This is a genomic window from Candidatus Thiodictyon syntrophicum, assembly GCF_002813775.1.
GTDB classification, from domain to species: Bacteria; Pseudomonadota; Gammaproteobacteria; order Chromatiales; family Chromatiaceae; genus Thiodictyon; species Thiodictyon syntrophicum.
The window spans coordinates 4,591,838-4,617,170 of the sequence record NZ_CP020370.1 but is presented as its reverse complement, the minus strand read 5'-3'; the positions used below and the strand labels follow the sequence as shown (position 1 = coordinate 4,617,170).

General features: G+C 67.4%; 12 protein-coding genes. 2 read left to right on the top strand and 10 right to left on the bottom strand.

Annotated elements, in window-relative coordinates; translation table 11 throughout:
- From cas5c to lpdA, 3 genes are all read right to left on the bottom strand, one after another.
- Positions 1-786 (bottom strand): type I-C CRISPR-associated protein Cas5c, encoded by a 786-nt coding sequence (gene cas5c, locus THSYN_RS19390; protein WP_216644585.1) that lies wholly within the window; start codon positions 784-786, stop codon positions 1-3.
- A gap of 60 nt (positions 787-846) precedes the next feature.
- Complete coding sequence (locus tag THSYN_RS19385; RefSeq protein ID WP_100920571.1) at positions 847-3,150, bottom strand: CRISPR-associated endonuclease Cas3''; 2,304 nt, start codon at positions 3,148-3,150, stop codon at positions 847-849.
- A 527-nt stretch (positions 3,151-3,677) separates the two neighbouring features.
- A complete protein-coding gene (gene lpdA, locus THSYN_RS19380) occupies positions 3,678-5,150 on the bottom strand; it encodes a dihydrolipoyl dehydrogenase (RefSeq protein ID WP_100920570.1) in 1,473 nt (490 codons plus the stop codon).
- Between the two features lie 170 nt (positions 5,151-5,320).
- Between lpdA and THSYN_RS19375 the strand changes: the two genes are divergently transcribed.
- Together THSYN_RS19375 and THSYN_RS19370 are read left to right on the top strand one after the other, a co-directional pair.
- The gene (locus tag THSYN_RS19375; RefSeq protein ID WP_418219944.1) at positions 5,321-5,818 is read left to right on the top strand and encodes an O-acetyl-ADP-ribose deacetylase; all 498 of its coding nucleotides are present in this window, start codon (positions 5,321-5,323) and stop codon (positions 5,816-5,818) included.
- 138 nt (positions 5,819-5,956) lie between these two features.
- Complete coding sequence (locus THSYN_RS19370; RefSeq protein WP_100920568.1) at positions 5,957-7,027, top strand: DUF2333 family protein; 1,071 nt, start codon at positions 5,957-5,959, stop codon at positions 7,025-7,027.
- Between the two features lie 281 nt (positions 7,028-7,308).
- Here the strand turns inward: THSYN_RS19370 and THSYN_RS19365 are convergent, their stop codons facing one another.
- The 7 genes from THSYN_RS19365 to THSYN_RS19335 all read right to left on the bottom strand — a co-directional run bounded on the left by THSYN_RS19365 (position 7,309) and on the right by THSYN_RS19335 (position 25,278).
- A complete protein-coding gene (locus tag THSYN_RS19365) occupies positions 7,309-7,911 on the bottom strand; it encodes a Uma2 family endonuclease (protein WP_100920567.1) in 603 nt (200 codons plus the stop codon).
- A gap of 188 nt (positions 7,912-8,099) precedes the next feature.
- Positions 8,100-8,999 carry a response regulator gene (locus THSYN_RS19360; RefSeq protein WP_100920566.1) on the bottom strand — a complete coding sequence of 300 codons (900 nt, stop codon included), beginning with the start codon at positions 8,997-8,999 and terminating at the stop codon, positions 8,100-8,102.
- A gap of 23 nt (positions 9,000-9,022) precedes the next feature.
- Positions 9,023-10,009 carry an HD-GYP domain-containing protein gene (locus THSYN_RS19355; protein WP_100920565.1) on the bottom strand — a complete coding sequence of 329 codons (987 nt, stop codon included), beginning with the start codon at positions 10,007-10,009 and terminating at the stop codon, positions 9,023-9,025.
- A 66-nt stretch (positions 10,010-10,075) separates the two neighbouring features.
- Positions 10,076-15,484 carry a PAS domain S-box protein gene (locus tag THSYN_RS19350; RefSeq protein ID WP_100920564.1) on the bottom strand — a complete coding sequence of 1,803 codons (5,409 nt, stop codon included), beginning with the start codon at positions 15,482-15,484 and terminating at the stop codon, positions 10,076-10,078.
- A gap of 99 nt (positions 15,485-15,583) precedes the next feature.
- A complete protein-coding gene (locus THSYN_RS19345) occupies positions 15,584-16,024 on the bottom strand; it encodes a phosphate-starvation-inducible protein PsiE (protein ID WP_100920563.1) in 441 nt (146 codons plus the stop codon).
- Between the two features lie 106 nt (positions 16,025-16,130).
- Positions 16,131-16,319, bottom strand: a complete 189-nt coding sequence (locus tag THSYN_RS37385; RefSeq protein WP_216644584.1) for a YgiT-type zinc finger protein — start codon at positions 16,317-16,319, stop codon at positions 16,131-16,133.
- Between the two features lie 382 nt (positions 16,320-16,701).
- Entirely contained in the window at positions 16,702-25,278 is an 8,577-nt protein-coding gene (locus THSYN_RS19335) for a glycoside hydrolase family 94 protein (RefSeq protein ID WP_216644583.1), read from the bottom strand.
- Positions 25,279-25,333 lie beyond the last annotated feature (55 nt).

Below are 25,333 nucleotides of genomic sequence, written 5' to 3'. Positions count from 1 at the left end.
TCAGACCCTCCCCGGCTTCTTTACGGCTGAACTGTCGAACGCTGGAACCTCCATGACCCCGCCGCACAGGGTGGCATCGAACAGGCTGATAAATGGCGGGTCGCCATCCTTCACGATGTCCCGGGACAGGTCGAAAACGTCGTAGAGCATGAGTCCCAGGTGCTGGTCGAGCAGGATCGGCGGTTGCGTGCTGGCCGCGGGGTCTTCAATGTACTCAAAGAAGGCCGGAAATTCGCGGCAGCCAAAGTAAGGCTGCTGGAAGCACTTGCCGGCACGGGCGCGCCGCTGGAACTGGCTGTTCATGGCGCCCTGGTCGGCACTGAAGGCGGGCTTGGGGGCGATTCGGGCGCTGAGCCGGTAGCGGACCTGTTTCAGCGCCATGGTCTGGCGCTGGGTACGCCCCTTCTGGTCGGTGCCGAGTTCGTCCTTGCCGCCGTCGGCCCAGAGGGGCTCGGGGTTGGTGGTGCCCTTCATCCACTTGTTGAGCACGGCGGTCCCAGGCACCCGGTCCTTGACCTCATTGCGACGTAGCGCGATATAGCGGGGCAATGCCAGCACCTCGATGCGCGTGACCTGCCAGTGGAAATAGGGTCGCACCCGGTCGCCGTCGCGGCGCGCGTCCCAGTAGATCGCGTCGAAGATCCCCCGGGCTGCCGATGGGGTGATGACGGGATAAGAAAAGCGCTCCACCTTCATCTCCGGGCGGGTGAAGCAGGCAAGGTCGCCCCAGACTTCTAACGTATGCGTGCCGTTGGCCATGGTGCCTCCTGTGGATTGATTGCTCATGCGCCGACTGGGCTGTGTCGGCAAGTCGCCGCCGTTTGCCAGCGGTGCCGGGCACTGGGTTCAGCCAATGAGTACCGGTTCCGCTTGGGGCAGGATGAGCCCCAGCCTCTCGTCGTAATGCGCGCCGTGTGGGTCTTCGAGGATGAACCACTCGTCCTGTTGGCGGTCCGCCCGTGAGGTCCGCCGTAGTTTGGCGGGGATCAGGATGCTCCAGGCGGGGTGGTCGGGCCGAGGTCGGTAGACGCTGACGGCGAGTCCTTGGGCACCGCGCATCCAAGCGCCGCCGATACCGTCCGCTTCGGCTTCGGCGCGCAACGCCTCGTACTCGTCGAGCCGTTCGGCCCAGGGGACTAATACCTGGATGGCGTCCTGCTCGATGAGGCGATAAAGACGGGCGATCTGCGGAAAGTCGCGGGCATTGATGGCACTGTCGAAGGTCGGGTTCTGGCTGGCCGGTTGGCTCAGGTCGTAAAGCTGCCGATAGTAGTCCCGAAAGGCCGCTGGATTGTTGATGTCGAGTGTACCCTTATCCAGAAGCATCCGCCGAGTCACCTCGGCCGCCTGGAAATAGGCGTGGGTCGGATAGCGGCGCCGCCAGTCGCCCGGTTCATCGGGATCGAAGACCAACACCTCGCCCGGGTGGCTCAGTCGACCCTCGCGATTGCAGCGCCCGGCCGCCTGAGCGATGGCCTCCAGGGGTGCGAAGGCGCGCAAGACGCGGGGGAAGTCGAGATCCACGCCGGCCTCGACGCATTGAGTGGAGACCAGGCGGCAGGGCGCACCCTCGGCCAGTCGTGTCCGCACCCGTTGCAGCACGGCCCGGCGGTGAACCGGGCACAGGTTGGTGGACAGGTGGACGATATCAGGGGCCTCGCCCAGGGCCTCCAGCAGGGCCAGTGCATGGCGTTTCAGATTGACGACGACCAGGGCTTGAGGAATGTCCTGAAGCTCGTCGGCCAACTCGTCCCAGGTGCGCTTCTCACCGGGGGCAGGCCAGGTGACGGCGACGCGCTTCAAGGCGGCGAACAGGGCCGGGTGATCGGGGGCGGCCTCGACCGGTTGCCAGCCCGGGGCGGCGTGCTTGCTGACGGCCTCGTGCAGCGAGTCGAAGGCGGGTTGGGTGGCGGTGGCGAAGACGACGCTGGTGCGGTAGGCCGCGGACAGGTGGGACAGGGCGGCCAGGGTGGGCACGGCCAGTTGCACCGGCAGGCTTTGGGCCTCGTCGAAGAGGATCACGGACTCCATCAGGTTGTGGAGCTTGCGGCAGGCCGACGGGCGATTGGAGAAGAGCGATTCCAGCAGTTGGACGTTGGTGGTGATGACGATGGGGGCGTCCCAGTTCTCGGCCAGCAGGCGCCGTTCGCGCTCTTGGGGCGGCTGGGCGTCGGCTTGGGCGGTTTCGGCACCCAGTCCGGCCAGGCTGTGATGCTCCAGGACGAAGTGCTCGGGGAAGTCGGCGAAGACGGCACGATAGACCCGGGCGGTCTGTTCGATGATGGTGAGGAAGGGCACCGCCAGTACGACGCGCCTGAGCCCGTGGCGGTGCGCCTGTTCCAGCGCGAACTTGAGCATGGCGAGCGTCTTGCCCGAACCGGTGGGGGCGGTGAGGGTGAAGCACCCGGTGGCGGCCTCGGCGGCGTGGGTGCAGGCCAGCCAGAGGGCCTCGCGGGCGGCGCGCACGGCGGGTTGCGCCTGGGTCCCTGGGCGGATGCCGTCGCGCATGTAGCGATCGAGTGCATTGAGGGCGGCTTGGGGATCGAGCGTCGGGCCTGGGGCGCGGGGACATTTGCCGGCCGCGGTGCCGTCGAAGTGGGCCTCGGTGTCCAGAAAATCGGCGTCGACCAGGCAGGAAAAGAGCATCCGCACGTCGAGCATGGCGGCGACGGCCTTTTCCCAGGAGGTGACGGCCTTGGTCCCGGGCGGCTTGAATTCCAGTCCGTCGGCGCCGGCGCGTGCCACCAGTCGCTCCAAGTCGGGGTCGGAGAGGGCCAGGCCGAGGGGGTGTTGGCGGGCGAGCCTCGCAGGGTCCAGACCCATCAGCCCGTCCGGGCCACCCTGTTGCAGACCGATGTGATGGCCTTGAATGGCGAGCGCGGCGGCGATTGCCTGGTGTTGCTTCAGGGCCAGCCAGGCGCCCATCGACCAGTGATCGAGTCCGGAGTCTTGCCCCAGAAGTCGGCGCCGGAAGCGGTCGCCGTACTTGCCGAGGTCGTGCTGACCTCCGGCGAGACCGGCTTCCTCACGCCAGGGGGCGGCACCGGCGAAGGTCCGGGCCTGACGGCCGACGGACTCCAGGTGCTCGCTCAGGCGGTGCCAAGCCCCGGCGGCGTTGGCGCTATGGGCGTAGAAACAGTCGTCTTTCATCGCGTTCCCTCCAGTCGCTTCCGGGTCCTGGGCCCCGGGCCGCGTGCGCCCGGGGGCTGTGTACGTCTCGGCTTAGGTCCTTCGGTGCGGCGACGGCCCCGGCCTGCCGGCGAGGGTGCGGACTTGCACGGCAACCTCACTGGGGCGAGGATAAACCATGACAGGCCCGTTGTCAGCGGGGCGGGGCACCGCATCAATTTCGTGCGGGCCTCGATCATCGTTCCTGCCACTTCGGTGACGACGAGGTCGCTGGTCCGCACAGCGGACCCTGCGGGCGCGGCGCCTTCCCGTAGGGTCCGCTGTGCGGACCGCGTGCGCGTCGGCCGGAACGATGATCAAGGCCTTCGTGCGCCCAGGCGGGATTCCCACGCGGCGAGCCTGCGAGAGTATTCGGTCGGGACCCGCTACACGCCCGATCGGTAGGATGGGTCGAGCGCAGCGAAACCCGGCAAGCAACGCCTTCGAGGCGCGCAAACGATGGGTTTCGCTGCGCTCTACCCATCCTACGGGACTGCTCGCGCAGTGGTTCAGCGCTTCTTCGGCGGCATCAGGTCGGTGATGGACCCGTGCGCCATCTCGGCGGCGAGGCCGATGGTCTCGTTCAGCGTCGGGTGCGGGTGGATGGTGAGCCCGATGTCCTCCATGTCGGCGCCCATCTCTAGGGCCAGTACGGTCTCGCCGATCAGTTCACCGGCGTTCACGCCGACGATGCCGGCGCCGAGGATGCGGTGGGTCTGGGGGTCGAACAGGAGCTTGGTCAGGCCTTCCTCGCGGTGGATGCCGAGCGCCCGGCCGCTGGCGGCCCAGGGGAAGACGCCCTTCTCATAGGCGATGCCCTGCTTCTTGGCCTCGGTCTCGGTCAGTCCCATCCAGGCGATCTCGGGGTCGGTGTAGGCGACGGAGGGGATGGTGAGCGGGTCGAACAGGGCGGGCAGGCCGCAGATGACCTCGGCCGCGACCTTGGCCTCGTGGGTCGCCTTGTGGGCCAGCATGGGGTTGCCCACCACGTCGCCGATGGCGTAGATGTTGGGCACATTGGTGCGCATATGGCCGTCGACCGGGATGAAGCCCTGGGCGTTTACCGTGACGCCGGCCGCCTCGGCGTTGACCGACTTGCCGTTGGGGCGACGTCCGACCGCGACCAGGACCCGGTCGTAGGTCTCCTCGCCCGGGTGCTTGCCCTCGAAGACGACCTTGATGCCCGCGGCGGCGGCGTCCATGCGCGCGACCTTGGTTTCCAGCAGGATGCGCTCGTAGCGCGGCTTGACCACCTTCTCCAGTACCCGCACGAGATCCAGGTCGCAGCCGGGGATGAGCTGGTCCTGCAGCTCCACGACATCGATGCGCGAGCCGAGCGCGGCGTAGACACTCGCCATCTCCAGACCGATGATGCCGCCGCCGACGATCAGCAGGCGCCCCGGGATGTCCCGAATCTCCAGGGCCCCGGTGGAGTCCATCACCCGCGGGTCCTCGTGGGGGAAGCCGGGGATGCGCACCGGGCTTGAGCCGCAGGCGATGATGCACTGGTTGAAGTTGACCGTGACCCGGCCCTCCCGGGTCTCGACGCTGAGGCGCCGCGGGCCCTCGAAGCGCGCGCTGCCGGTCAGGATCTGGACCTTGCGCTGCTTGGCGAGCGCGGCGAGCCCGCCGGTGAGGCGGGCGACCACCTGCTCCTTGCCGGCGCGCATCTTATCGAGGTCGATCGCGGGGGGCGCGAAGGTCACGCCCATCACGCCCAGGGCCTTGGCCTCCTCGATGATGGCCGCGGTGTGCAGCAGGGCCTTGGAGGGGATGCAGCCGACGTTGAGACAGACCCCGCCCAGGGCGCCGTAGCGCTCGATCAGGACCACGCGCTTGCCGAGGTCCGCGGCGCGGAAGGCCGCGGTGTAGCCGCCGGGTCCGCCGCCGATGATCGCAATCTCGGTGCCGATGTCCTGGGTTTGACTTGGGGCAGGGGCCTGGGTCTGACCGGGGTTCTCTGCTGGGGTGGATTCGCTCATGGTTGCTCTGCCTGGCCAAGGGTTGATCTGGGGTCCGTGCGCCGCCGCGGCGCGAACTCCCCCAATGCTAACCGATGGGGCGCCGCCTGGGGCAGGCGATGTGCTCCGGCGGGCCTCTGGTATAGTTTCGCTCCCTTTGCGCGCGGCGGAGTTCAGTGACCATGCCGACCATACTTAAGGCCATCGCGGCCGACATCACAACGCTCGCCATCGACGCGATCGTCAATGCGGCCAATGGTTCGCTCCAGGGCGGCGGGGGCGTGGACGGGGCCATCCACCGCGCCGCCGGGCCTGACTTGTTGGCCGAGTGCCTGACGCTCGGGGGTTGCGCCACCGGTGACGCGCGGCTCACCCGCGGCTACCGGCTCCCGGCCCGCTACGTGATCCACACCGTCGGCCCCGTCTGGCACGGCGGCACCGCGGGTGAGCCGGACCTGCTCGCCGCCTGCTACCGCCGCTCGCTCGCGGTCGCCGCGGCGGCCGGGGTGCGTTCGCTGGCCTTCCCCAGCATCAGCACCGGCATCTACGGCTACCCCATTGCCGCCGCCGCCGCTATCGCCGTCGACACCGTGCGCGTCGCCCTGCCGCGGCATCCGGGGATCCGGGAGGTCGTCTTCTGCTGCTACTCTCCCGCCGATCTGGCCGTCTACGCGGCGCTCCTCGCTTGAGACTCGCGGCGACCGCTATCACATAAGGCGATTGCGGATATCGCGGCGGCCGCGGCCGCGGCCTCGTGCCCGCTGCCGCCAGTCCCCCGGTACCGCCCCCGTCCTCAACCGTCCTGACCTGAAACACAGGAGTTCCAAATGGATCAACGATTTCCCCGAGCCCCGCGCCTGACTGAGACCGTCACCAAGGTGGTGGCGTTTTACGACCCCCGGACCTGGAAAGAGAAGGGCCTGTGGTGGACCCTGGGGCTCTTTGTGGTCACCTATCTGGTGGTCATCGTCGTCCTCGGCGTCTACTGGTCCCGCTCGCCCGCCGGGTTCGATGTCAGGGAAAATGCCCTCAAGCTGGTCGGCAACGACCCGGCCAAGCTGGTCCCCGGCAGTCTGACCACCGCGACCGCCATCGGCATCACCGAGGTGCTGCTGAACAAGCCCGGGGGCTACCTGACCAACGACATCAGCCCCCCCGGACTCTATCTGGACAATATCCCTAACTGGGAATTCGGCGTCCTGACCGAGCTGCGTGACCTCACCAGCGCGCTGCGCAACGACTTCGCCCGCGCCCAGACCCAATCGGTGGAGGATAAGGACCTCCAGGTGGCTGAGCCCAAGTTCAATTACGACTCCGAGTCCTGGATCTTCCCGTCGTCGGAATCGGAATACCGCGACGGCGTCGCGTCGCTGAAGCGCTATCTGGTGCGGCTCTCCGACAACCAGCAATATGACGGCCAGTTCTTCGCGCGGGCGGACAATCTGACCGATTACCTGCAGGTGGTCAGCAAGCGCCTCGGCAGCCTGGGGCAGCGCCTGTCCTATGCCGTGGGTCAGGCCCAGCTCGACACCGCCCTGGCGGGTGACCCCAATGCCCGCCAGTCGAAGCCGGTCCCGGAGCAGACGCGGACCAAGACCCCCTGGCTCAAGATCGACGACTATTTCTTCGAGGCCCGCGGCTACACCTGGGCCCTGCTTCAGAGTCTGAAGGCGATGGAGATAGACTTCGCCCCGGTGCTTCAGGACAAGAACGCGCTGGTGTCGCTCAAACAGATCATCCGCGAGCTGGAAAACACCCAGAAGCCCATCTGGAGCCCGGCGATCCTCAACGGCACCGGGTTCGGGCCTATCGCCAACCACTCACTGGTGATGGCGTCCTACATCTCCCGCGCCAATGCGGCGATCATCGAACTGCGTAATCTGTTGGTGCAGGGGTAGGGGGGCGGTCCCCAGCTCCTTGCGGCCGGGTCCCGCGGCGGTGTGAGCCTCCAGTCCAGGGGGTGTCGCTCGTCGTTCCGGCCGCGAGGAGACCGGAGGTCGAGGCTTCAGCCGGTCGACCGCGGGACTTAGGATAGGGCGGAACCGCTGGCACATTCCACCCTACGTGGGCACTGGTACCACCTGACGCAATTGCCCGGACCATTGGCGTAGGGTGCGCCGTGCGCACCTTCAGTGGAAAGCCATTGCGCTCCATTTGTGTAGCACGATTGGGGTGCTGGTCAGCCGGGTCCAACCGGGGTTACGCCCAGCGGCAAGTCCACCTTGTCGTAGACCTCCCGGAGCTGAAGCGAGGCCTCGGCGGCTGCCAGCGGCACCACGGCGTCCGGGCCGCTGAAGGCGCGCAGGGTCCAGGTGTCGTCATCGGCCCGCACGAAGCTCTCCGCCTGCATCGCCCGCTGGGACAAGAGCAGGAAGGCCCGCAGGCTCGGCAGGCTCCGGTAGGCGGCGAACTTGCCCCCGCGGTCCCAGGCCTCGGTGGAGTCGGACAGGACCTCAATGATGAGGGTCGGGTTGGTCAGCACGTCGCGGCTCTCGTCCAGGAAGGTCCGCGGCCCGCACACCACCATCACGTCGGGGTAGGCCCCGGTGCGGGTGGTCTCGACGCGGACTTTCATGTCGCTCGGATAGACGACGCAGGGGCGTCCCTTGAACTGATTGCCCAGTTCGCGGATGACGTTGGCGACGATCAGGTTGTGCGCCTCGCTCGCGCCGGCCATCGCGAATACTTCGCCGTCGCTGTACTCGGTGCGTCCGTCAAGGGACGCCCGCTCGGCCGCGAGCCAGTCATCGAAGCGCAGGAAGGGTTTGGGTTGCGGGATCATGAGGCCATCTCCGGGTGCGGGGGGTCGGAATAGGGTTCAGATGACATAGGACATCTTGGATTGCTCCTCCAGTTTAGCCAATTCCTGCCCCAGGGCGAGTTCCAGCGTCGGTTGGTCTCGCGCGGCATGCGGTCCGCACAGCGGACCCTACGGCCTCGGTCATCTCCTTTGCACAGCCGTGATTGAGATCAGGCGTCACGAAGCGCCACCGAGACCCGGACCGTATTGCCGTTGCCCAGGTATTCCAAGGTATCGAAGCTCATCGCGCGGGCGATCGCGATGCCCCGCCCGTGCGGGTCGAAGGCGCGCTCCGGATCGAAGTCGAGATAGGCATTCCAGGCAAACCCCTCGCCTTGGTCCCGAACGGTGAACAGGATCGACTCCGGGGTGCGCTCGAAGCGGATCTCCACGCGCTTATCGGCGTTTTCCGCCAACTGTTGGCGACGCTCCAACTCGGCCGCGAGATCGCCATCCAGCAGGAGTTGTGACTTCCCGGCATAGTCGATCCCGAGATTGCCGTGCTCGACGGCATTGATCATCAGCTCGCGCAAACCGAGCGCGACCCGGTCGGGTTGCGGGCAGAGTCGCGCCAGCAATCCGGCCAGCACATTGACCTCGTCCAGCCGGCGATATTGGAAGCCGGCACTGGTGAGAAAGCGTAACGCCTGCTCGGTCTGCCTGACGTTCTGCTGCAGTTGCCGGTATTGGCGGCACTGGTCGACCGCGGCCTGGACGACCACCAGGAGCACATCGATCTGCAACGGCTTGGTCAGATAATATGAGGCACCCGCCTGGAGCCCCTCCAGGATGCTCGCCTTGGCATCCATCGCGGTGACCATGATCACCGGGACCTGCGCCGTCTGAGGGCGTGCGCGCAGCTTCCCCAGCAGGGTCAGGCCATCCATGCGGGGCATCTTCCGGTCGAGCAGGATGGCATCGAATTCGGTGGCCGACGCTTCGATCAGGTCCCAGGCCGCCTGGCCGTCCTGCGCCTGAGTCACCTGGCAGCCTTTCCCGGCGAGATTGATGGCGATCAGGTCAGCGATGAACTCGTCGTCTTCGACCACCAGGATTTGGGCGTTCTTCATGGCAACATGTCTCGCTGTTGTTTTTATTCTTGGCGTTGATCCCAATCGGCTTTGAGCTCCAGGATGCGTGGCAGACACCCCTCGAACGCCGCGATCAGGGACGGATCGAAATGACTGCCGGCGCCTGCGCGCAGGGTCGCCATGACCTGTTCCAATGGCCAGGCCTCCTTGTAGGGCCGCTTCATGCTGAGCGCGTCGAAGACATCGGCCACGGCAACGATCCGCGCCGATTCGGGAATGGCCTCCCCCGCCAGTCCTTCCAGGTAGCCGCTGCCGTCCCATCGCTCGTGGTGATAGCGCGCGATCTCGGCGGCCAACCGGAAGACCGGTGCCTCGCTGCTGGACAGGATCGAAAAACCGATTACACAATGGGTCTTCATCGCGGTCCATTCGTCGGGGTCCAATTTGCCGGGCTTGCGTAATATCGCATCGGGGATGCCGATCTTGCCGGTGTCGTGCATGGCTGCCGCCAGTTCCAACAGGTCGCACTCCGCCGGGGACCAACCGATGGTCGCGGCGAGCTCACGCGCATAGGCCGCCATGCGCCAGATATGCGCGCCGGTATCGGCATCGTTGTAATGCCCGGCCTTCCCGAGCATGAAGATCGCGTCACGGCTGCGCTTCTCCAATTCCTTGGTATTGACCAGCGACAGGTGGGTGCGCACCCGGGCCCGCACGATCCCCGCACTCACTGGCTTGATCAGGTAATCGACCCCACCCGCGGCGAATCCGGCCTCCTCGTTTCCCACCTCCGACAAGGCGGTGACGAAGATCACCGGGATGGCTTCGGTGCGCGGATCGGCCTTGAGCGCCCGACAGACCGCGTACCCGTCCAGCTCGGGCATCTGAATGTCGAGCAGAATGAGGGCGGGCTGGTGCTTGACGGCCAAACCGATGGCCTCGGCGCCACTGCGGGCCAGCATCAGAGGATACTCGCCCGCCAGGATCGCGCGCAGGTTGGCGAGATTGGTGACCTCGTCATCGACCAGCAGCAGGGGGCCATGCGTCATGGGTCTTTCCGAAAATTGCTCCCAAATCAGGAAAATAGTCCGAAAACGCGAAGCAAGAGGCCCTTTCTAGTGCGACCCGTCCAGGTCACGCAGCAGTGCCCGGATCAAGCCCTCGGCCCCGCGAAAATCGAACTCGGTCAACCGCGACTGTACTGTGGTCAGGGGCGCGGCAGCAACCAGGCCCGCCAACTGCGCGAGCAGCGAGTCACAACGGTCCGGGTCGTTGTGGTCGAGGGCCAGCAAGAATTGATCCAGCAATGCACGCAGGCCGTCGGGCCCGGCAGCGGCAGGCCTCGCCACGGCCTCGGGTCGCTCGGCCATGATCCCGGCGACGATCCCGGCGCAGACCGCGTCGATGGCGGTTTGCAGGGCCGCGGCCAGCTCTCCGATCGGCTCCTCACCCCTGATGCACCGGTCCAGTTGCCGGGTCAATTCCAGCACCCGCGGCAAGGCCAGACTACCCGCCACCCCGACGAGCTTGTGGGCAAGTGCCCCGGCCGCGGCCCGGTCCCCCTCCCGGCAGAGGGTCGCGATCTCCCGTCCGGCGCCGGCGTAGCGGGAGACGAACCGGTCGAGATAGGTCCGGTAGGTCTCGATCTTACCCCATTGTTTGAGCCCCACCGCGAGGTCGATGCCGGGCCCGGCCGGTGTCACCAGCGGCGGTGCCGCCAGGCCGGGCGCGAGGGGCGGTTCCGCCGGCTCCGTGGTCGGTGCCGGGGTGTCCGCCGGCGGTTGGGGCCGGCGGCCGGTCCAGTGTTGGATCAAGGCGATCATCTGATCGACCTGGAACGGCTTGGCGATGAAATCGTTCATACCGGACGCCAGTGCGGCATCCCGCAACTCCTGGAAGGCCCCCGCGGTGAGGGCGAGGACCGGCAGGTCTCGCCAGCGCGCGTCCGCACGCAACCGGCGGGTCGCCGCGTAGCCGTCCAGGCGCGGCATCTGCACGTCCATCAGCACGAGGTCGACCCCGGCCGGATGGTCCTCCAACCAGTCCAGGGCCGCCTGACCGTCGCCGGCCAGGTGGACGAGGGCACCCTCGACTTCCAGAATCCGCTGCGCCAGCTCCCGGTTGATGTCACTGTCATCGACCACCAGCACCCGCAACCCGGGAAGGCGCGGCCGGTGGGTCGCCATCGGCACGGGTGGCGCCAGGCCCAGTCCCTGCCGACGCCGACTCAGTGCCTCGCCGACCGCGTTGTACAGGGCGGAGGGCGTGACCGGCTTGCTGAGCAGGGCGTCCACCACGGCGAGGCCGGGCTCGCCCAAGAGTGCATCCTGCGAGTAGGCGGTGACCATGATGACGATGGGCGGTCGCTGCGATTCATCGATCCGCTGCCGCAGTGCGTCGCGGATCGACCGGGCGGTGGTCAGTCCGTCTTGTCCCGGCATCTGCCAGTCGAGCAGCATGGCGTCGTAGCGCCCCTGCCCATCCAGCCGCGCCAGGGTCCGCTCCAGGGCGTCCGGGCCTGAGGTCACCAGGTCGGCGGTCCAGCCCAGGGCGGCGGCGGTGTTCACCAGCGCGGCCCCGGCCGGCGCGCTGTCGTCGGCAACCAGCAGGTGGAGCCCCGCCAACTCCGGCGGAGTGGGGGTCGCGGCCTGATCGCACCGCAACGGCAGCACGAACCAGAACTCGCTGCCCTGACCGGGCATACTCTCGACCCGCAACTCGCCCCCCATCAGGGCGACCAATTGCCGGCTGATGGCCAGCCCCAGCCCGGTGCCGCCGAAGCGGCGGGCGATGCTGCTGTCGGCCTGGCTGAAGGGGGCGAAGATCTGCTCCTGCTGGTCAGGGGCGATACCGATGCCGGTATCGCGTACCGCGAACCGCAGGCGCACGTCCGACCCCTGCACCGAGTCCAGGTCGATGCGCAGTTCGACCTCACCGCGTTCGGTGAACTTGACGGCGTTGCCGAGCAGATTGATCAGCACCTGCTCGAGGCGTCCCGCATCGCCGGTCAGGGTGTCGTAACGCCACGAGGGATGAGGGGAAATGACCAGTTCCAACTGTTTGTCGCGCGCCGCCGCGGCCACGATGGCGGCGAGATCGTCCAGCAATCCGGACAAACTGAAGGGTGCGGATACCGTCTCCAGACGCCCCGCCTCGATCTTGGAGAAGTCCAGGATGTCGTTGATGAGTGTCAGCAGCGACCGGCCGGCGTTGCGTACCTTCAGCACCAGGTCCAGCGCCGCCGCGTCGAGCGGCTGCCGCTCGAGGAGATAGCAGAAGCCGAGCACCGCGTTCATTGGCGTGCGGATCTCGTGGCTCATATTGGCCAGGAACGCGGACTTCATGCGCGTCGCCTGTTCTGCGACAGCCCGTGCCTGCAACAACTCGGCCTCGGCCGCTTTGCGCGCGGTGACATCGACATAGGCGATGAGCACCCCATAGTCCGGATGCGGATAGGGCGTGGCGTTGACCGAGAGCCACACCACGCCATCCGGGCGGAGGATGCCCATCTCCACGTCGCGCACCGTCCGACCCTCGACCGCGGCGCGCACGCTGGCGAACTCCGGTGGCGGCATGGGGGTCCCATCCGGCCGGATGATCGCCCACTCCTCGCCGTCATAGGTGCGGCGGAACTGTTCATCCCGCGCGATCCCCAGCAGGACCTCCGAGGCCCGATTGCAGTCGATGATCTGGCCGGCCCGGTCCGTGACCGAGATCCCGATCGGCAGGAGGTCGTAAATGGTCCGCAGCTTGGTCTCGGAGGCCTGAAGCTCCGCAGTCCGGGCCGCGACCAAGTCTTCCAAGTGCGCCTGCTGGTCCTGGAGGGCGAGTTGCGCCTCCCGGGCCTCGGTTAGGTCGTGAATAGTCACGACCACGCCCAGCACCGCCCCATCGTGCCCCCGGAAGGGGCGCACGTCCGACTCCAGGTAGCGCTGCCTGCCGTCGATGGCAGTGATAAGGCCACTGAACCGCTGGGCCTGGCCAGCCAGCGCCGACTCCAGGCAGGGGCCGATCTTCGCATAGTACTCAGCCCCCACCACCTCTCGTGCCAGGCGGCCCTGAAGGTCCGCCGGGGTCGTGTGGCGCAGCGCGGCATAGGCTGGATTGACCACCCGGTAGCGCAGGTCCCGATCGAGGAAGACCAGCATCTCACTGGAGGTCTCGACGATCTGCCGGTAGCGACGCAGCTCCAGCTCCGCCTGTTTGCGTTCGGTGATGTCCTCGGAGAAGATGACGATCCCGCCCACGGCGCCGCCAATGCGGTGCCAGGGTCTCACCTCCCATCGCACCCATTGCACGCTGCCGTCCTGCCGCTCGAAGGGCTCTTCCTCGGCACGGATCACCTCCCCGGCCAAGCAGCGGCGGTGCACCTCCCGCCACGACTCCGGAATCTCGGGGAAGACCTCGTAATGGGGGCGCCCGATGATGTCGCGGCCCCCCAGTCGAAAGTCATCCAGCCAGCGTCGGCTGACCACCATGAAACGTAGGTCGCGGTCCAGCATGGCCAGGGCGACGGGGGCGTGCTCGATGAAGATCCGCAGCCGCTTCTTGCTTTGCTTCTTGCTTTGCTTCTTGCTTTCGGTGGGCGCCGCAAGGGCGCGTTTGCGCTCGGAGATGTCACGCACGACGCTCAGCAGGCAGGGTTTGCCGCAGTACAGGGTCTTGGTCGCGCTGACCTCGACCGGGATGGGGCGTCCCTGCGCATCCTGATGCGCGGCCTCGAAGCTGGCGGCACCCTCCTGCTGCAACACGGCGAGGCGCTGTGGGACATTGACGACCTCGTCGGGCCTATCGATGTCGCGAATGTGCAGGGTCAGGAAGGTCTCCCGATCGTATCCGTACCGGCGGCACGCCTGGTCATTGACCGCGAGGAAGCGCCCTTGCAGATCCAGAATAAAGATCGCGTCCATGACGTTGTTGACGATCCCGCGATAGCGTTTCTCGCTCGCCTGCAGGGCCGCCTGGGCCTGCTTGCGCGCGCTGATGTCCTGCATGGTGGCCACGCGGTACTGGACCTGGCCGTCGGGGGCAAAGACGCTGACCAGGTCCATCTGCACCTCGAAGGTCGAGCCGTCCCGACGCCGCATCCTGGCTTCGTAGCGGGTGCGGCCCGACCGGTCCGCCAGGGCGATGTGTTCCCGCAGCAACCCCAGGTCCTCGGGGGCATAAACGGACGCGATCGGCTGCCCGGCGATCGCCTCGGGGGCCGCGCCGAGCAGGTTCGCGAAGGCCGGGTTGCAGGCGCGGATGGTATTGGTCTGCGGATCGTCGATGCCGAGGCCATGGGCACAGTGTTCAAAGGCACCCGCCCAGAGGCGCAGTTCAGTGATGTCATTGACCATGGCCAGGGCGTGCGTGAGGGTCCCGCCGGCATCGCGGATGGCGGTGACCGTAACCTCCGCGACCAGGGTATGGCCGTCGCGGTGACGGTAGTGCGTCTCCCGCCGGTAGCTCGGCAGCTCGCCGGCCAGCAGTCGGGCGAACATCGCAGTTTCCTGTTCTTGTTCGGCCGTCACGACGAATTCGCTGAAGTGGCGCCCGATCACGCTCGACAGCTCCCCCTGGTAACCGAGCATCGCCAGCAGGGCCGGGTTGACCAGCACCAACCGGCCGTCGCGGTCCCGCAGGCTGATACCGGCCGGGGACGCCTCGAACATTGCACGCATGAGGCCCTGTTCGCGTACCTGCTGCCGGGTATCGCGCAGCGCCTGACCCTGCTCGGCGATGGTCCGACGCAACAGGCGCAAATGGACATCGAGGATGTCCCGCAGGAGGTTTTTCCGGCTGAGAATCCCGACCAGGCACCCGGCGTCGTCCGTCACTGCCAGGTGCCGGACCCCCGCGGCGCGCATCCGCGGGGCCGCCTCGTAGGCGAACGCTTCGGGGCAAATGGTCTGCACCGGCTGGGACATGACCGCGGCCACCGGGGTGGTGTGCAGGTCCAGGTCGAGCGCCGCCAGCCGGATGGCATCGCGTTCGGTCAGGATGCCGAGTGCCCGCTCCCCCTCGACAACGATCACCGAACTGATGTGCCGCTCGGCCATCAGGGCCAGGCACTCGGCAATCGTGGTCCCCGGCGGCACTGTCGCCGGCGCGCGGGTCATCAGGTCGGCGACGGTGCGCGGTCCCTGAAGCTCCGCGATCCCCAACGCGCGGGCGAAGTCGGTCTCGGACAGGACCCCATAGAGCCGGCCCGCCGCATCCGTCAGCACCAGGTGCCGCACCCCATGGCCCGCCATGCGGGCATAGCCGTCGATGAAGGTCATCTCCGGGGGGGCGGTGAGCAAGTCGGCGGACATGAGCGCGCGCAGCGGTGTGGCGGGGCTGTAGGTGCCGGCCGCGATCAGCCCCAAGGCATCGCGCTCGGTAAAGAGGCCGACCGGGGCGCCGCCGTCGAGGATCACCACCGAACTCAGGCGGCGTTCCCCCATGCCCGCGACGGCTAGGGAGACCGGGTCCTCCGGGGCAAGGACGAGGGGGTTCTGTGCTTGACACAGCGTCGCGAGCGTCAGCGTTTCGATCATGTGTCTCTCCCTATGATTGCCTGCACACTATGACCGAATCCGTGATACTGCCCAAGGCTTGAGAACAGCAATGTGTTTGGTACTGGCGGCGACGCATCGCTAATCGTTGCCTTGTCCAAGGCGCCCGCTGCGGGTGAGGGACTGGTAGGGGAAACGCACCTGGCCGAAGCGGATCGCCAACACCGCCGCCGCCAGGATCAGGATGGAGAGTGCGGCGGACGCGATCCCCAATTCGGTCATCTCCTTCATATCGAGGATGATGTGCCGCGCCAGCGCGACCATGGCGATATAGAGCGGCATGCGCACCGGCAGGGCGCCGGAGTCCAGGTAGATCGCCACCATGGCGAGTACTTCGAGATAGATGAAGAGCAGGAGCAGGTCGGCCAGCGCGACATGCCCCCGCCCGACCATGGCGAGGATTTCCTGACCACTGGCGATCAGGGTCGCCAGCGCAATCACCACCAGAAAGACCACCTCGAGGTGGCCGAGCGCGCGGCTTGCAATGCTCAGGATACGTGGATTGGGCTCGGTCATACTCATGGTCAAATCCGATTCAAAGGGCGGTCCCGACAGTTCGCTGACAACTCGGACCCCAAGAGGTGGCCGCCGACCGGAACGATGATCAAAGCCCCCGGCGCCGTCTTGGCTATGCCGCCTTCAGCGAGAAGGCCTGGGTTTCACGATCGACCTGCTGCAAAGCAGTTTGGATATGGTTTACCTCATTATCTTCAAAAAATGCCTCCCCGCATTGCGTGCATACCCATGCGGGAATCGACTCCCATGTGATATGGTACCCATTTCGATCGGCGCTGAATGGGGCCTCAGCTCTGATCATGTTGCCTTTGCAATGATAGCACTCCACATTACCTCCTCACTAGCAGTTCGTTAACGAAGTCATGGGTACGTTCTTGGATATCCATCGTGGTATACCTCTTTGACCTATCTATTCCGGCGACCAAACGACCTCAGAATTTGTGTCGCCAGTCAAGCAAAGTCTGTGCGATTTGTCAATAGGCTGCCAGCGGGATTTTTCGTACGATGGCCACAAGGTTGCTCCGCTAGTCGATGCTGGAAGTGGCGCTCGGCTGGCTGGATTGATGACGCGGTCGGCCCTCGATCATCCTCTTGACCGGACTTTGGCCTTACCGCCGCAACCTCCACGTGCTCGGGGAGCGGACAAGTCCTCTCCCCCTGGGGCCTTCGCGCCGCCGTCTGCCTCAGGCCCCCAATTCCACCCGCACCCGATGGACCCGCCCGTCGTCCACCAGCGGTATGCCGTGGCCGGGCGCCTGGCGCGCGCCGTCCAGGTCGATCCCGATGACCCCGTGCTCGATGGCGGCGGGGTTCTCGACGCTGATGTCATAGCGGGTGCCGCCGTGGCGGTAGGTCATGCGGTAGCCGGGCCAGGTGCGGGGGATGCAGGGGTCGAAATGCAGGTGGCCGGCGCGTACCTGCAGGCCCAGGACCGATTCCAGGCCGGCGCGATAGAACCAGCCGGCGGCGCCGGTGTACCAGGTCCAGCCGCCGCGGCGCGCGTGGGGCGGTTCGGCATAGATGTCGGCCGACAGGACATAGGGTTCGACCTTGTAGGCATAGGCGCCGGTGCGGCTGGCGGTGCGGGTGATGGGATTTAAGATACGCAGTAACTCCGCGGCCTGGTCGCCTTGGCCGAGTTGGGCGTAGGCGATGACGGTCCAGACCGCCGCATGGGTGTATTGACCGCCATTCTCGCGCACCCCGGGCAGATAGCCCTTGATGTAGCCGGGGTCATGCTCGGTGAGGTCGAAGGGCGGGGTGAAGAGCAGCACCAGATCGTCGCCGTGGCGAATGAGATAGTCGTGCACCGAGTGCATGGCCCGTTGTGCGCGCTGCGGGTTCGCGGCGCCGGAAATGACGCCCCAACTCTGGGCGATGGAGTCGATGCGGCACTCGGCATTGGCGGCAGAGCCCAACGGGGTGCCGTCGTCGTAATAGGCGCGCCGATACCAGGCCCCGTCCCAGCCCTCGGCCTCCACCGCGGCCGTCAAGGCGGCGGCGTGCGCCAGCCAGTGCGCTGCCTGCCCGATGGCATCGCGTCCCTGCGCGAGCGGCGCGAACCGGGTCAGGGTATCGATCAGGAACCAGGCGAGCCAGACGCTCTCGCCCTTGCCCTGGTTGCCGACCCGGTTCATGCCGTCGTTCCAGTCGCCGCTGCCGATCAGCGGCAGGCCATGGACCCCCACCGCCAGGCTCAGGTCGAGCGCCCGTGCACAGTGCTCGAACAGGCACGCCTGCCGTTCGGAGACGCGCGGGTCGAAATAGGCGTCGTCCTTGCCTGCGGGCACCGCCGGACCCTCCAGGAAGGGCAGCGACTCATCGAGCACACCGGTATCGCCGGTGACCTCGATGTAATGGGCCAGGGCATAGGGCAGCCAGACGCGGTCATCGGAGAAGTGGGTACGCACACCGCGCCCGGTCGGCGGGTGCCACCAGTGCTGCACATCGCCCTCGACGAATTGGCGCGCCGCCGCCCGGAGGATCTGTTCCCGGGCGAGATCGGGCCTGGTGACGACCAGTGCCATGGTGTCCTGCAATTGATCGCGGAAGCCGAAGGCCCCGCCGGCCTGGTAGAAGGCGGCCCGCGCCCAGACCCGGCAGCTTAAGGTCTGATAGAGGAGCCAGCGGTTGAGCATCAGATCCAGTGCGCGGTCGGGCGTCTGCACCTGGACCTTGCTCAGCACCGCGTCCCACTGGCGTGTCACCTCCGCCATGAGGGTCGGCACCGAGGTCGCCCGGAAGCGCCGCACCAGGTCGGCCGCGTCGGCGCGATCGGTCCCCTGTCCGAGCAGGAAGACGAGTTCGACCTGTTCGCCGGGGCCGATGACGACCGTCGTCTCCAGCGCGGCGCAGGGGTCCAGGCCAGCGCCGGTACGGTTTCTCAAGTCCTGGGAGCGGCGCAGGGCCGCCGGTGCCGCGAGGTCGCCGTTGCGCCCGATGAATTCGCCCCGGCTCCCGGTCCAACTGGTCTGGCGGCCGCCCAAGTCGGCGAAGGCGACGCGTGAGCTGAAGTCCTGGCTCCAGGGGTTGAGGGCGAACAGTGCGCCGGTCGCCGCATCGATCTCGGTGACGATATAGGGCGCGGTGACGCTGCGCGTGGCCCCGAGCACCCACTCCACATAGGCCGCCACCCTGATCCGGCGGGGCCGCGGTGAGTCGTTGCGCAGGGTCAGCCGGGAGACCTTGACCGGGTGGGCGACGGCGACGAATTGCAGCAACTCGCTATAGATGCCCAGTGAGGAATGCTCGAAGCGGCTGTAGCCCTGGCCGTGCCGGGCGATGTAGGTCGCGTGCTCGACCCTGATCGGTAAGGCGGTTGGGGTCCAGAGCTCGCCCGAGTCCTCGTCGCGCAGATAAAAGACCTCACCCGCCGGGTCGCTGACCGGATCATTCGACCAGGGGGTCAATTGGTTCTCATGGCTGTTGAGACTCCAGGTGCAGCCGCCGCCGGTCTCCGACACCATGAAGCCGAAGTCGGGATTGGCGATGACATTGATCCAGGGAGCGGGGGTCCATTGCCCCTTGTGGAGTACGATCACATATTCACGGCCGTCGTCCGCAAAGCCGCCGAGGCCATTGAAGAACTCCAGCGTGGGCGGCTGCGGCGCACCGTTGGCCGCGGCGTTGCGCAGGGCGAGCGAGCCCCCCGCCGCCGGCGCCACGAACTCCAGGGCCGGGCGCTCGTGTCGGCGCAGTTGCTCGGCCAGGGTACCGCGGCCGCTCTGCAGCACGGCGCGGGCGGCGGTCTTCAGGAGCAATTGGTCGGCGTCCGTCAGCAGATCGGCCCGCAGGATGAAGATCGCCCCCTCTTGCCCGGGGCCCTGATGGGGGTTGACGTCCTGCCAATCCCGTACCAGGCCCTCCAGCAGGTCCTGCAAGGCCTGGGCGTAGGAGACCTCTCGCTCGTTCAAGATGACCAGATCCACCACGAAGCGTTTGAGCCGCCAGTATTCGTGGGCGCGCAGCAATTGATCGACGATGGAGCGGTGCTCCGGCTCGGTGATCCGCAGCAACAGGATGGGGCGGTCACCGGAGATCCCGAACTGCCAGAGGCCGGCGGCGCCCAGTTGATTCTGTTGCATCAACCGGGCGGGCGGGCGCAGCGACGGATCGAGAAAGAGCAGGTGATTGGCCAGGGCCTGGAACAATTGCGCCTCGTCGCTGCGGATGCGCAGGTGGTGCAGTTGCACCTGGGCCTGGGTCCAGGCAAGCGCCGACACCCGCTCGAAGGTGGCGCCCTGGTGATACTTGTCGGCCAGTGCCTCAAGCGCCGCGCGCGAGGCGGCGGCCAGGGTGGTGAAGGTGACCTGGGCGGTCGCGCCCGGGGCGATGCGCAGGCGCGTGCGCAGGCTGAAGATGGGGTCCAGCACCGGGCCGACCGTGTTGCTGAGCGGGCGGCCGTCGAGCATCGCCAGCGGGGCGCGCAGCGTCTGGCCGCGCCCGATGAAGCGGGCGCGGTCGGTCTCGTATTGGAGTCCGTTGACGGTATCGGTGCGCGACAGCAGGTGCGCCGCCCAGACCTGGGCGTCGTCCGGGGAGCGCGGGCGCCGCCGCGCCAGCAGTCCATGCACTCGCGGCAGAAACTCGGTCTGCACGAACAGGTTGGAGAAGGCCGGGTGGGCGATGTCGGACCGCAGCGGGGCGAGCACGAGCTCGGCATAGGAGGTCACTTCGATCTCGACCGTGCGGGTGCCGTTATTGGTCAGGCGCAGGCGCCGGATCTCCGCGTCGTCCTCGGGTGAGACGAGGATCTCCAGATCGGCCCCGATGGCGCCGTCCCCGCGGGTGATGTGCACCCGGTCTTCGGCGAAGACGGCCTCATAGCGGTCGGGAACCGCCGCCGTGGGCTGGTAGCCGGCGGACCAGACCCGGCCGCTCTCCAGTTCGCGCAGATAGAGGAAACTGCCGCGGTCGTCGCGGGTGCTGTCCTCGCGCCAGCGGGTGATGGCGAGATCCTCCCAGGCGCTGTAACCCGCGCCGGCGGCCGTGACCATGACCGTGTAGCGGCCGTTGGACAGCAGGTGCGAGGAGGGGACGGCGGAGGTCGGTGAGGGGGTGCGCCGCACCTCCAGTTGCAGGGTTTCAGCGGCGGTGGTCCGCACCAGGGCCAGGCGCGGGTCGCGGGTATCGGCGTCGCGCGGGCTGCGCTCCTGCAACAGCAGGTCGGTCGCCCGGATCAGGGGGATGCGATGGAAGCGGTGGCGCATCACCCCGTCGTGGACCACATTATCCAGGGCGATCAGTGACATGCCCTGATGATGGGCCATGTAGCAGTGCACGACGGCGACCTGTTGGTCCAGGGCGCAGCGCGACGGGGTGAAGTCCAGCGCCTCGAAAAAGCCATAGGTGCCCAGGGCGCCCAGGCGCTCCAGGTGCGCAAAGTTCTGCGTCGCGCCGTGTGGCTCATACATGGCCGCCAGGGCGGTGGCATAGGGCGCGATCACCAGGTTTTCGGCCAGTCCGCGCTTCAGCCCGAGCCCCGGCACGCCGAAGGCCGAATACTGGTAGGTGAGTGCCAGGTCGCGCTGATTGAAGGCGGACTCCGAGATACCCCAGGGCACCCCCCGGGCCTGCCCGTATTCGATCTGCCGCTTGATGACAAGGCGGCAGGTCTGGTCCAGCAGGCTGTAGCGCGGGGTGTAGTTGACCAGGGAGGGCATCAGGTATTCGAACATCGAACCCGACCAGGACAGCAGCGCGGCGCCGCGCTTGGTGCGCGTCATCCGGCGGCCGAGGTGGAACCAGTGCTCGTCCTTTACGTCGCGCTTGGCGATGGCGACCAGGCTGGTGAGGCGCGCCTCGGAGGCGAGCAGGTCGTAGAAGCTGTCATCCAGCGTGCCGTCCGCCGGCCGGTAGCCCAGGGTGAACAGGTGCCGCTTGTGGTCGTACAGAAACCCGAAGTCCATCTCCATGCACAGTCGCTCGGCCGTCTCCGCCAGGACCTCCAGGCGCCGCGCGAGTGCCGTCGCGCCGGCCCCGCCGTCGCGCCGCGCGGTCTCCAGCAGGGCCTTGCGATCACGGGCGAGTGAGCCGATGTCATCACGCAGCAGCCCGGCCCATTGCGCCGCGTCCAGTTCCGGCGTGGCCGGTTGCGGCCAGCCCAGGTCCGAAGGCGTCTGGCCGCCCGCGTCGCCGCGTTCGGCGGCGTAAGCGCGGGCGAGATCGAGCAGGGTCTCGGCACCCGCGCTCAGGCGTTCCCACCCGCCCGCGGCATCCGGCGCCCCGGCTAGGTCCGCGCCCAGCGCGTCGGCCGCCTGTCGCACCTCCTCCAGGCTGACGGTCAGAGTGAGCCGCCCCGGGGTGATGGCGGCCAGTGCGCCGGTCAGCAGCGCATAGGTATCGGCCAGGCCGCGCCAGGCGGTCGCGTCGTCAAGGGGTTGGCGTGCCGCCTCCCGGCAGCCTTCCGCCAGGGTCAACAGGTGCCCGGCCAGGTTGCCGCTGTCCACGGTGGACAGGTACGCGGGTTCGAGCACATGCAGGTCGCCGGTGTCGTACCAGTTGTAGAAGTGGCCGTGCAGACGGGGCAGCGCCGCCAGGGTGCCCAGGGTGGCCTCGAGCCGGTCGACGGCATCGCGCAGGCCGAGCCAGCCGAAGTCCCGGGCGGCGAGCACGGACAGCAGATAAAGACCGAAGTTAGTGGGTGAACTGCGCCGCGCGATGACCGGGTGCGGGTCTTCCTGGAAATTGTCCGGCGGCAGGTAATGATCCTGCACGGTCACGAAGGTCGTGAAGAAGCGCCAGGTGCGCCGCGCGATCAGACGTAATTGCACGGCGTCTTCGGGACTCAAGGTCTCGCAGGCGTGGGGCCGGGCCGGCAGGCTCAGGGCGTGGGAGTAGAGCGGGGCCAGCCACCACAGCAGCAGGAAGGGCGCGGCGCCGGCCAGTCCCGCCGGGTGGCAGAACGCGATCACCGCCGCGGCCGCGACCACGACGACGGTGGCACTGCTCAGCGGCCTGATGAGGGACTTCAGGGCATGTCCGGAGGTCGTCTTGGCCTGGAGGGCGGTGACCCATTTCAGCAGGTGGCGGCGGGTCACGAGCAGTCGGAACAGGGTGACACCGATGGCATCGACCATGAGCCAGGCCTGTTGCGCGAGCAAGCCCAACCCCACCAGCGCGTGGACCAGTCCGGCGAGCACATTTGCCCCCGTGGCGAGCAGGTGGGTGCGCAGCCGGGTGTCGGGTCCGGGCGGAATCAGCCCATGGACCAGGGCGAAGAGCGCGGGCATTGCCAGGCCCGTCAGCACCAACCCGACCAGCATGGCCGTCGGCGCGTCGGGGATGGCCCAGGCCGCGATCAGGGTCAGGAAGGCCCCGGGGGCGGAGAGCGAGCGGCGCAGGTTGTCGAGCATCTTCCAGCGCCCGAGGAAGGGCAGATGGTTGCCGCGCAGCCCCAGGATCCAGGGCAGCAACTGCCAATCGCCCCGGGTCCAGCGGTGGGAGCGGGAGTCGGCGACCGCGGTGTGGGAGGGAAACTCCTCGAAGAACTCCAGATCGCTGACCAGGCCGCAGCGGGCGAAGACGCTCTCGAACAGGTCGTGGCTGAGCTGGGTGTTCTCGGGTACGCGCCCGGCCAGTGCCGCCTCGAAGGTGTCGACGTCATAGAGTCCCTTGCCGGAATAGGTCCCCAGTCCGAACAGGTCCTGGTAGACCTCGGAGACCAGGCTCGCATAGGCGTCCATGCCGGTGGCGCCGGAGAAGATCCGGTGAAAGAGTGAACACTCCCCGCGCAGCGGCAGCGTGGGCGTGACGCGCGGCTGGAGAATGCCGTAACCGGCGACCACCCGGCCGACAGCGGCATCGAAGACGGGGCGATTGAGCGGATGGGCGGCAGTGCCCACCAATTGGGTGACGACGCCGATCGGCAGCCGGGTGTCGGCATCCAGGGTGACGACATAGCGGACCCCGGTCGGCGCGGTAACCGGCGTCCCGTCGAGCGGCAGAAAGGAGGTGTCGGCGGCGCCGCGCAGCAGCCGGTTGAACTCATGCAGCTTGCCGCGTTTGCGCTCCCAGCCCATCCATTTGCCTTCGCCGGGGTTCCACAGGCGGCGGCGGTGGAAGACGAAGAAGCGCCCGGCCCCGTACTTGGCGTTGAGCGCGGCGACCCCGCTGCGCGCGCAGTCCAGCAGCGGCGCGTCCGCGGGCAGGGTCTCCTGATCCGCGTCGCCCCAATCCGACAACAGGGCAAAGAGCAGTGCCCCGTCCGGATTGGCAAGGTATCGCACCTCCATCTGTCCGACCTGTTCCTTAACCCCTTCCAAGGTTGTGAACAGGGTCGGCACGACCACGAAGGTCTGCAGTTCCTGCGGTACGCCCGCGGTGAATTCGAGCCGCGGCAGGTGCCGCGGCGGCAGATAGGCGACCACGGCGCGATTGACCAGGCTGGTGGCGATATCCGAGGCGGGGAAGAAGGCGCATACCGTAATCAGGGCGAGCGGCAGCCAACCGAGCCCGGCCGCCAGACCGGCACTCAGGGGCAGCATGAGCAGCAGCAGGGTCGTCAGCACCTCGATGATGCTCGGGTAGGCCGGCCCCGCGTGGGCGACCACCAGGCGCAACAGCCGTTGCCGCAGGGTGGGGCGGGCCGCGAGCGCCCGTTCAAAGGCGGCGCTGCCCGCGTCGATCAGATACCAGCCCGGGTCATGGTGCAAGGCGTCGGGGTCGGCCGCGGCGTCGGCCGCGGTGACCAGCCCCATGACGCGCTGCGCCACCTCCAGTTCCGTATGGGACGAGCGGCGGGCCAGGTCCTCGATCGCGTGGCGATAGCGGTCGCGGGTGAGAAAGTCCATCTCCGCATAGCCGTCGTGGGCGCGCAGGCATGCATCCACCAGGCTCACCTGTTCCACAAATTCAGGCCAGTCGAAGGCGGAGATGGCCCTCATACTGGTAATGACGTTGCGTACCGTGGTATTGGCGGCGATCTGGTCGGCGTGTTCGCGGTAGACGATCCCGTCGAGCGTCTCGCCTTGGGACGCCAGCCACTCATTCAGAAAATCGATGGCGGGCGCGGCGCCGGGGTGCGGGTCGTGCAGCCGCTGTGAGATCTGCACCGCGTAGGATTGACGCAAGGCAGGGCAGGGGAGCAGGCCCAAGGCCGGCGGTACCAGCCGGTCGTTCTGCTCGGCGCCGCGCTCGACCTCATCGACAAAGGCGTCGGCGAGGGTCCGTCCGGCCTGCGAGTCCCTGATGATCACCGCCAGGCGCCGCAGGTTCTCCAGCAACAGGATGCGCAGCGTGGCCGGCAGCGCCCAGAGTTCGCCCAGGGTGAGCGGCTCGATGCGTTGATAGGCATCGACGAACAGGGTCAGCAGGTCGGGGTCGAAGCGGCTATCGGTATGCGCCACCAGGGCCCAGGCGATTCCATAGATCCGCGGGTAACCGGCCAGCACACCGGCGGCCAGTTTGGGTAGTTCGCGGTAATAGCCCTCCGGCAGATGGACACCGATATCATGGACCTGCTCCTCGATGACGTGGAAGTTATCGAGCAGCCATTCCGCCGCGGGGGTGATGGCCCGCTGCTCGGCCGCCGCCGCCGTGATGGCGGCATAGGCCGCGCTCAGCACCAGTGCGTTCTCACGTACGCGCGGCATGAGCTTGTGACCGCGGCTGGGCGGGGCCAGCTCCTGTGCCTGCGCCAGACTCTGCGCATGTTCGACAAACCGTTCCGGGCTGAACAGCTCGAAGCGGATGGGGCCCTCAGTGCCGCCGGGTGCATCGAGCCGGACGCCGGTTCTTTGCTCTTGACTAGTGCCCATCATGTATACCCATCGTCAATGGTTTCTCGTTTCCTGTTTCTCGTTTTTCGTCATGCCG

What these genes read in the sequence shown, in the direction of transcription:
- THSYN_RS19345 (WP_100920563.1), bottom strand. Translation starts at nt 16,024, where the DNA reads ATGAGTATGACCGAGCCCAATCCACGTATCCTGAGCATTGCAAGCCGC.
- cas5c (WP_216644585.1), bottom strand. Translation starts at nt 786, where the DNA reads ATGAGCAATCAATCCACAGGAGGCACCATGGCCAACGGCACGCATACG.
- THSYN_RS37385 (WP_216644584.1), bottom strand. Translation starts at nt 16,319, where the DNA reads ATGATCAGAGCTGAGGCCCCATTCAGCGCCGATCGAAATGGGTACCAT.
- THSYN_RS19370 (WP_100920568.1), top strand. Translation starts at nt 5,957, where the DNA reads ATGGATCAACGATTTCCCCGAGCCCCGCGCCTGACTGAGACCGTCACC.
- THSYN_RS19385 (WP_100920571.1), bottom strand. Translation starts at nt 3,150, where the DNA reads ATGAAAGACGACTGTTTCTACGCCCATAGCGCCAACGCCGCCGGGGCT.
- THSYN_RS19335 (WP_216644583.1), bottom strand. Translation starts at nt 25,278, where the DNA reads ATGATGGGCACTAGTCAAGAGCAAAGAACCGGCGTCCGGCTCGATGCA.
- lpdA (WP_100920570.1), bottom strand. Translation starts at nt 5,150, where the DNA reads ATGAGCGAATCCACCCCAGCAGAGAACCCCGGTCAGACCCAGGCCCCT.
- THSYN_RS19365 (WP_100920567.1), bottom strand. Translation starts at nt 7,911, where the DNA reads ATGATCCCGCAACCCAAACCCTTCCTGCGCTTCGATGACTGGCTCGCG.
- THSYN_RS19350 (WP_100920564.1), bottom strand. Translation starts at nt 15,484, where the DNA reads ATGATCGAAACGCTGACGCTCGCGACGCTGTGTCAAGCACAGAACCCC.
- THSYN_RS19355 (WP_100920565.1), bottom strand. Translation starts at nt 10,009, where the DNA reads ATGACGCATGGCCCCCTGCTGCTGGTCGATGACGAGGTCACCAATCTC.
- THSYN_RS19360 (WP_100920566.1), bottom strand. Translation starts at nt 8,999, where the DNA reads ATGAAGAACGCCCAAATCCTGGTGGTCGAAGACGACGAGTTCATCGCT.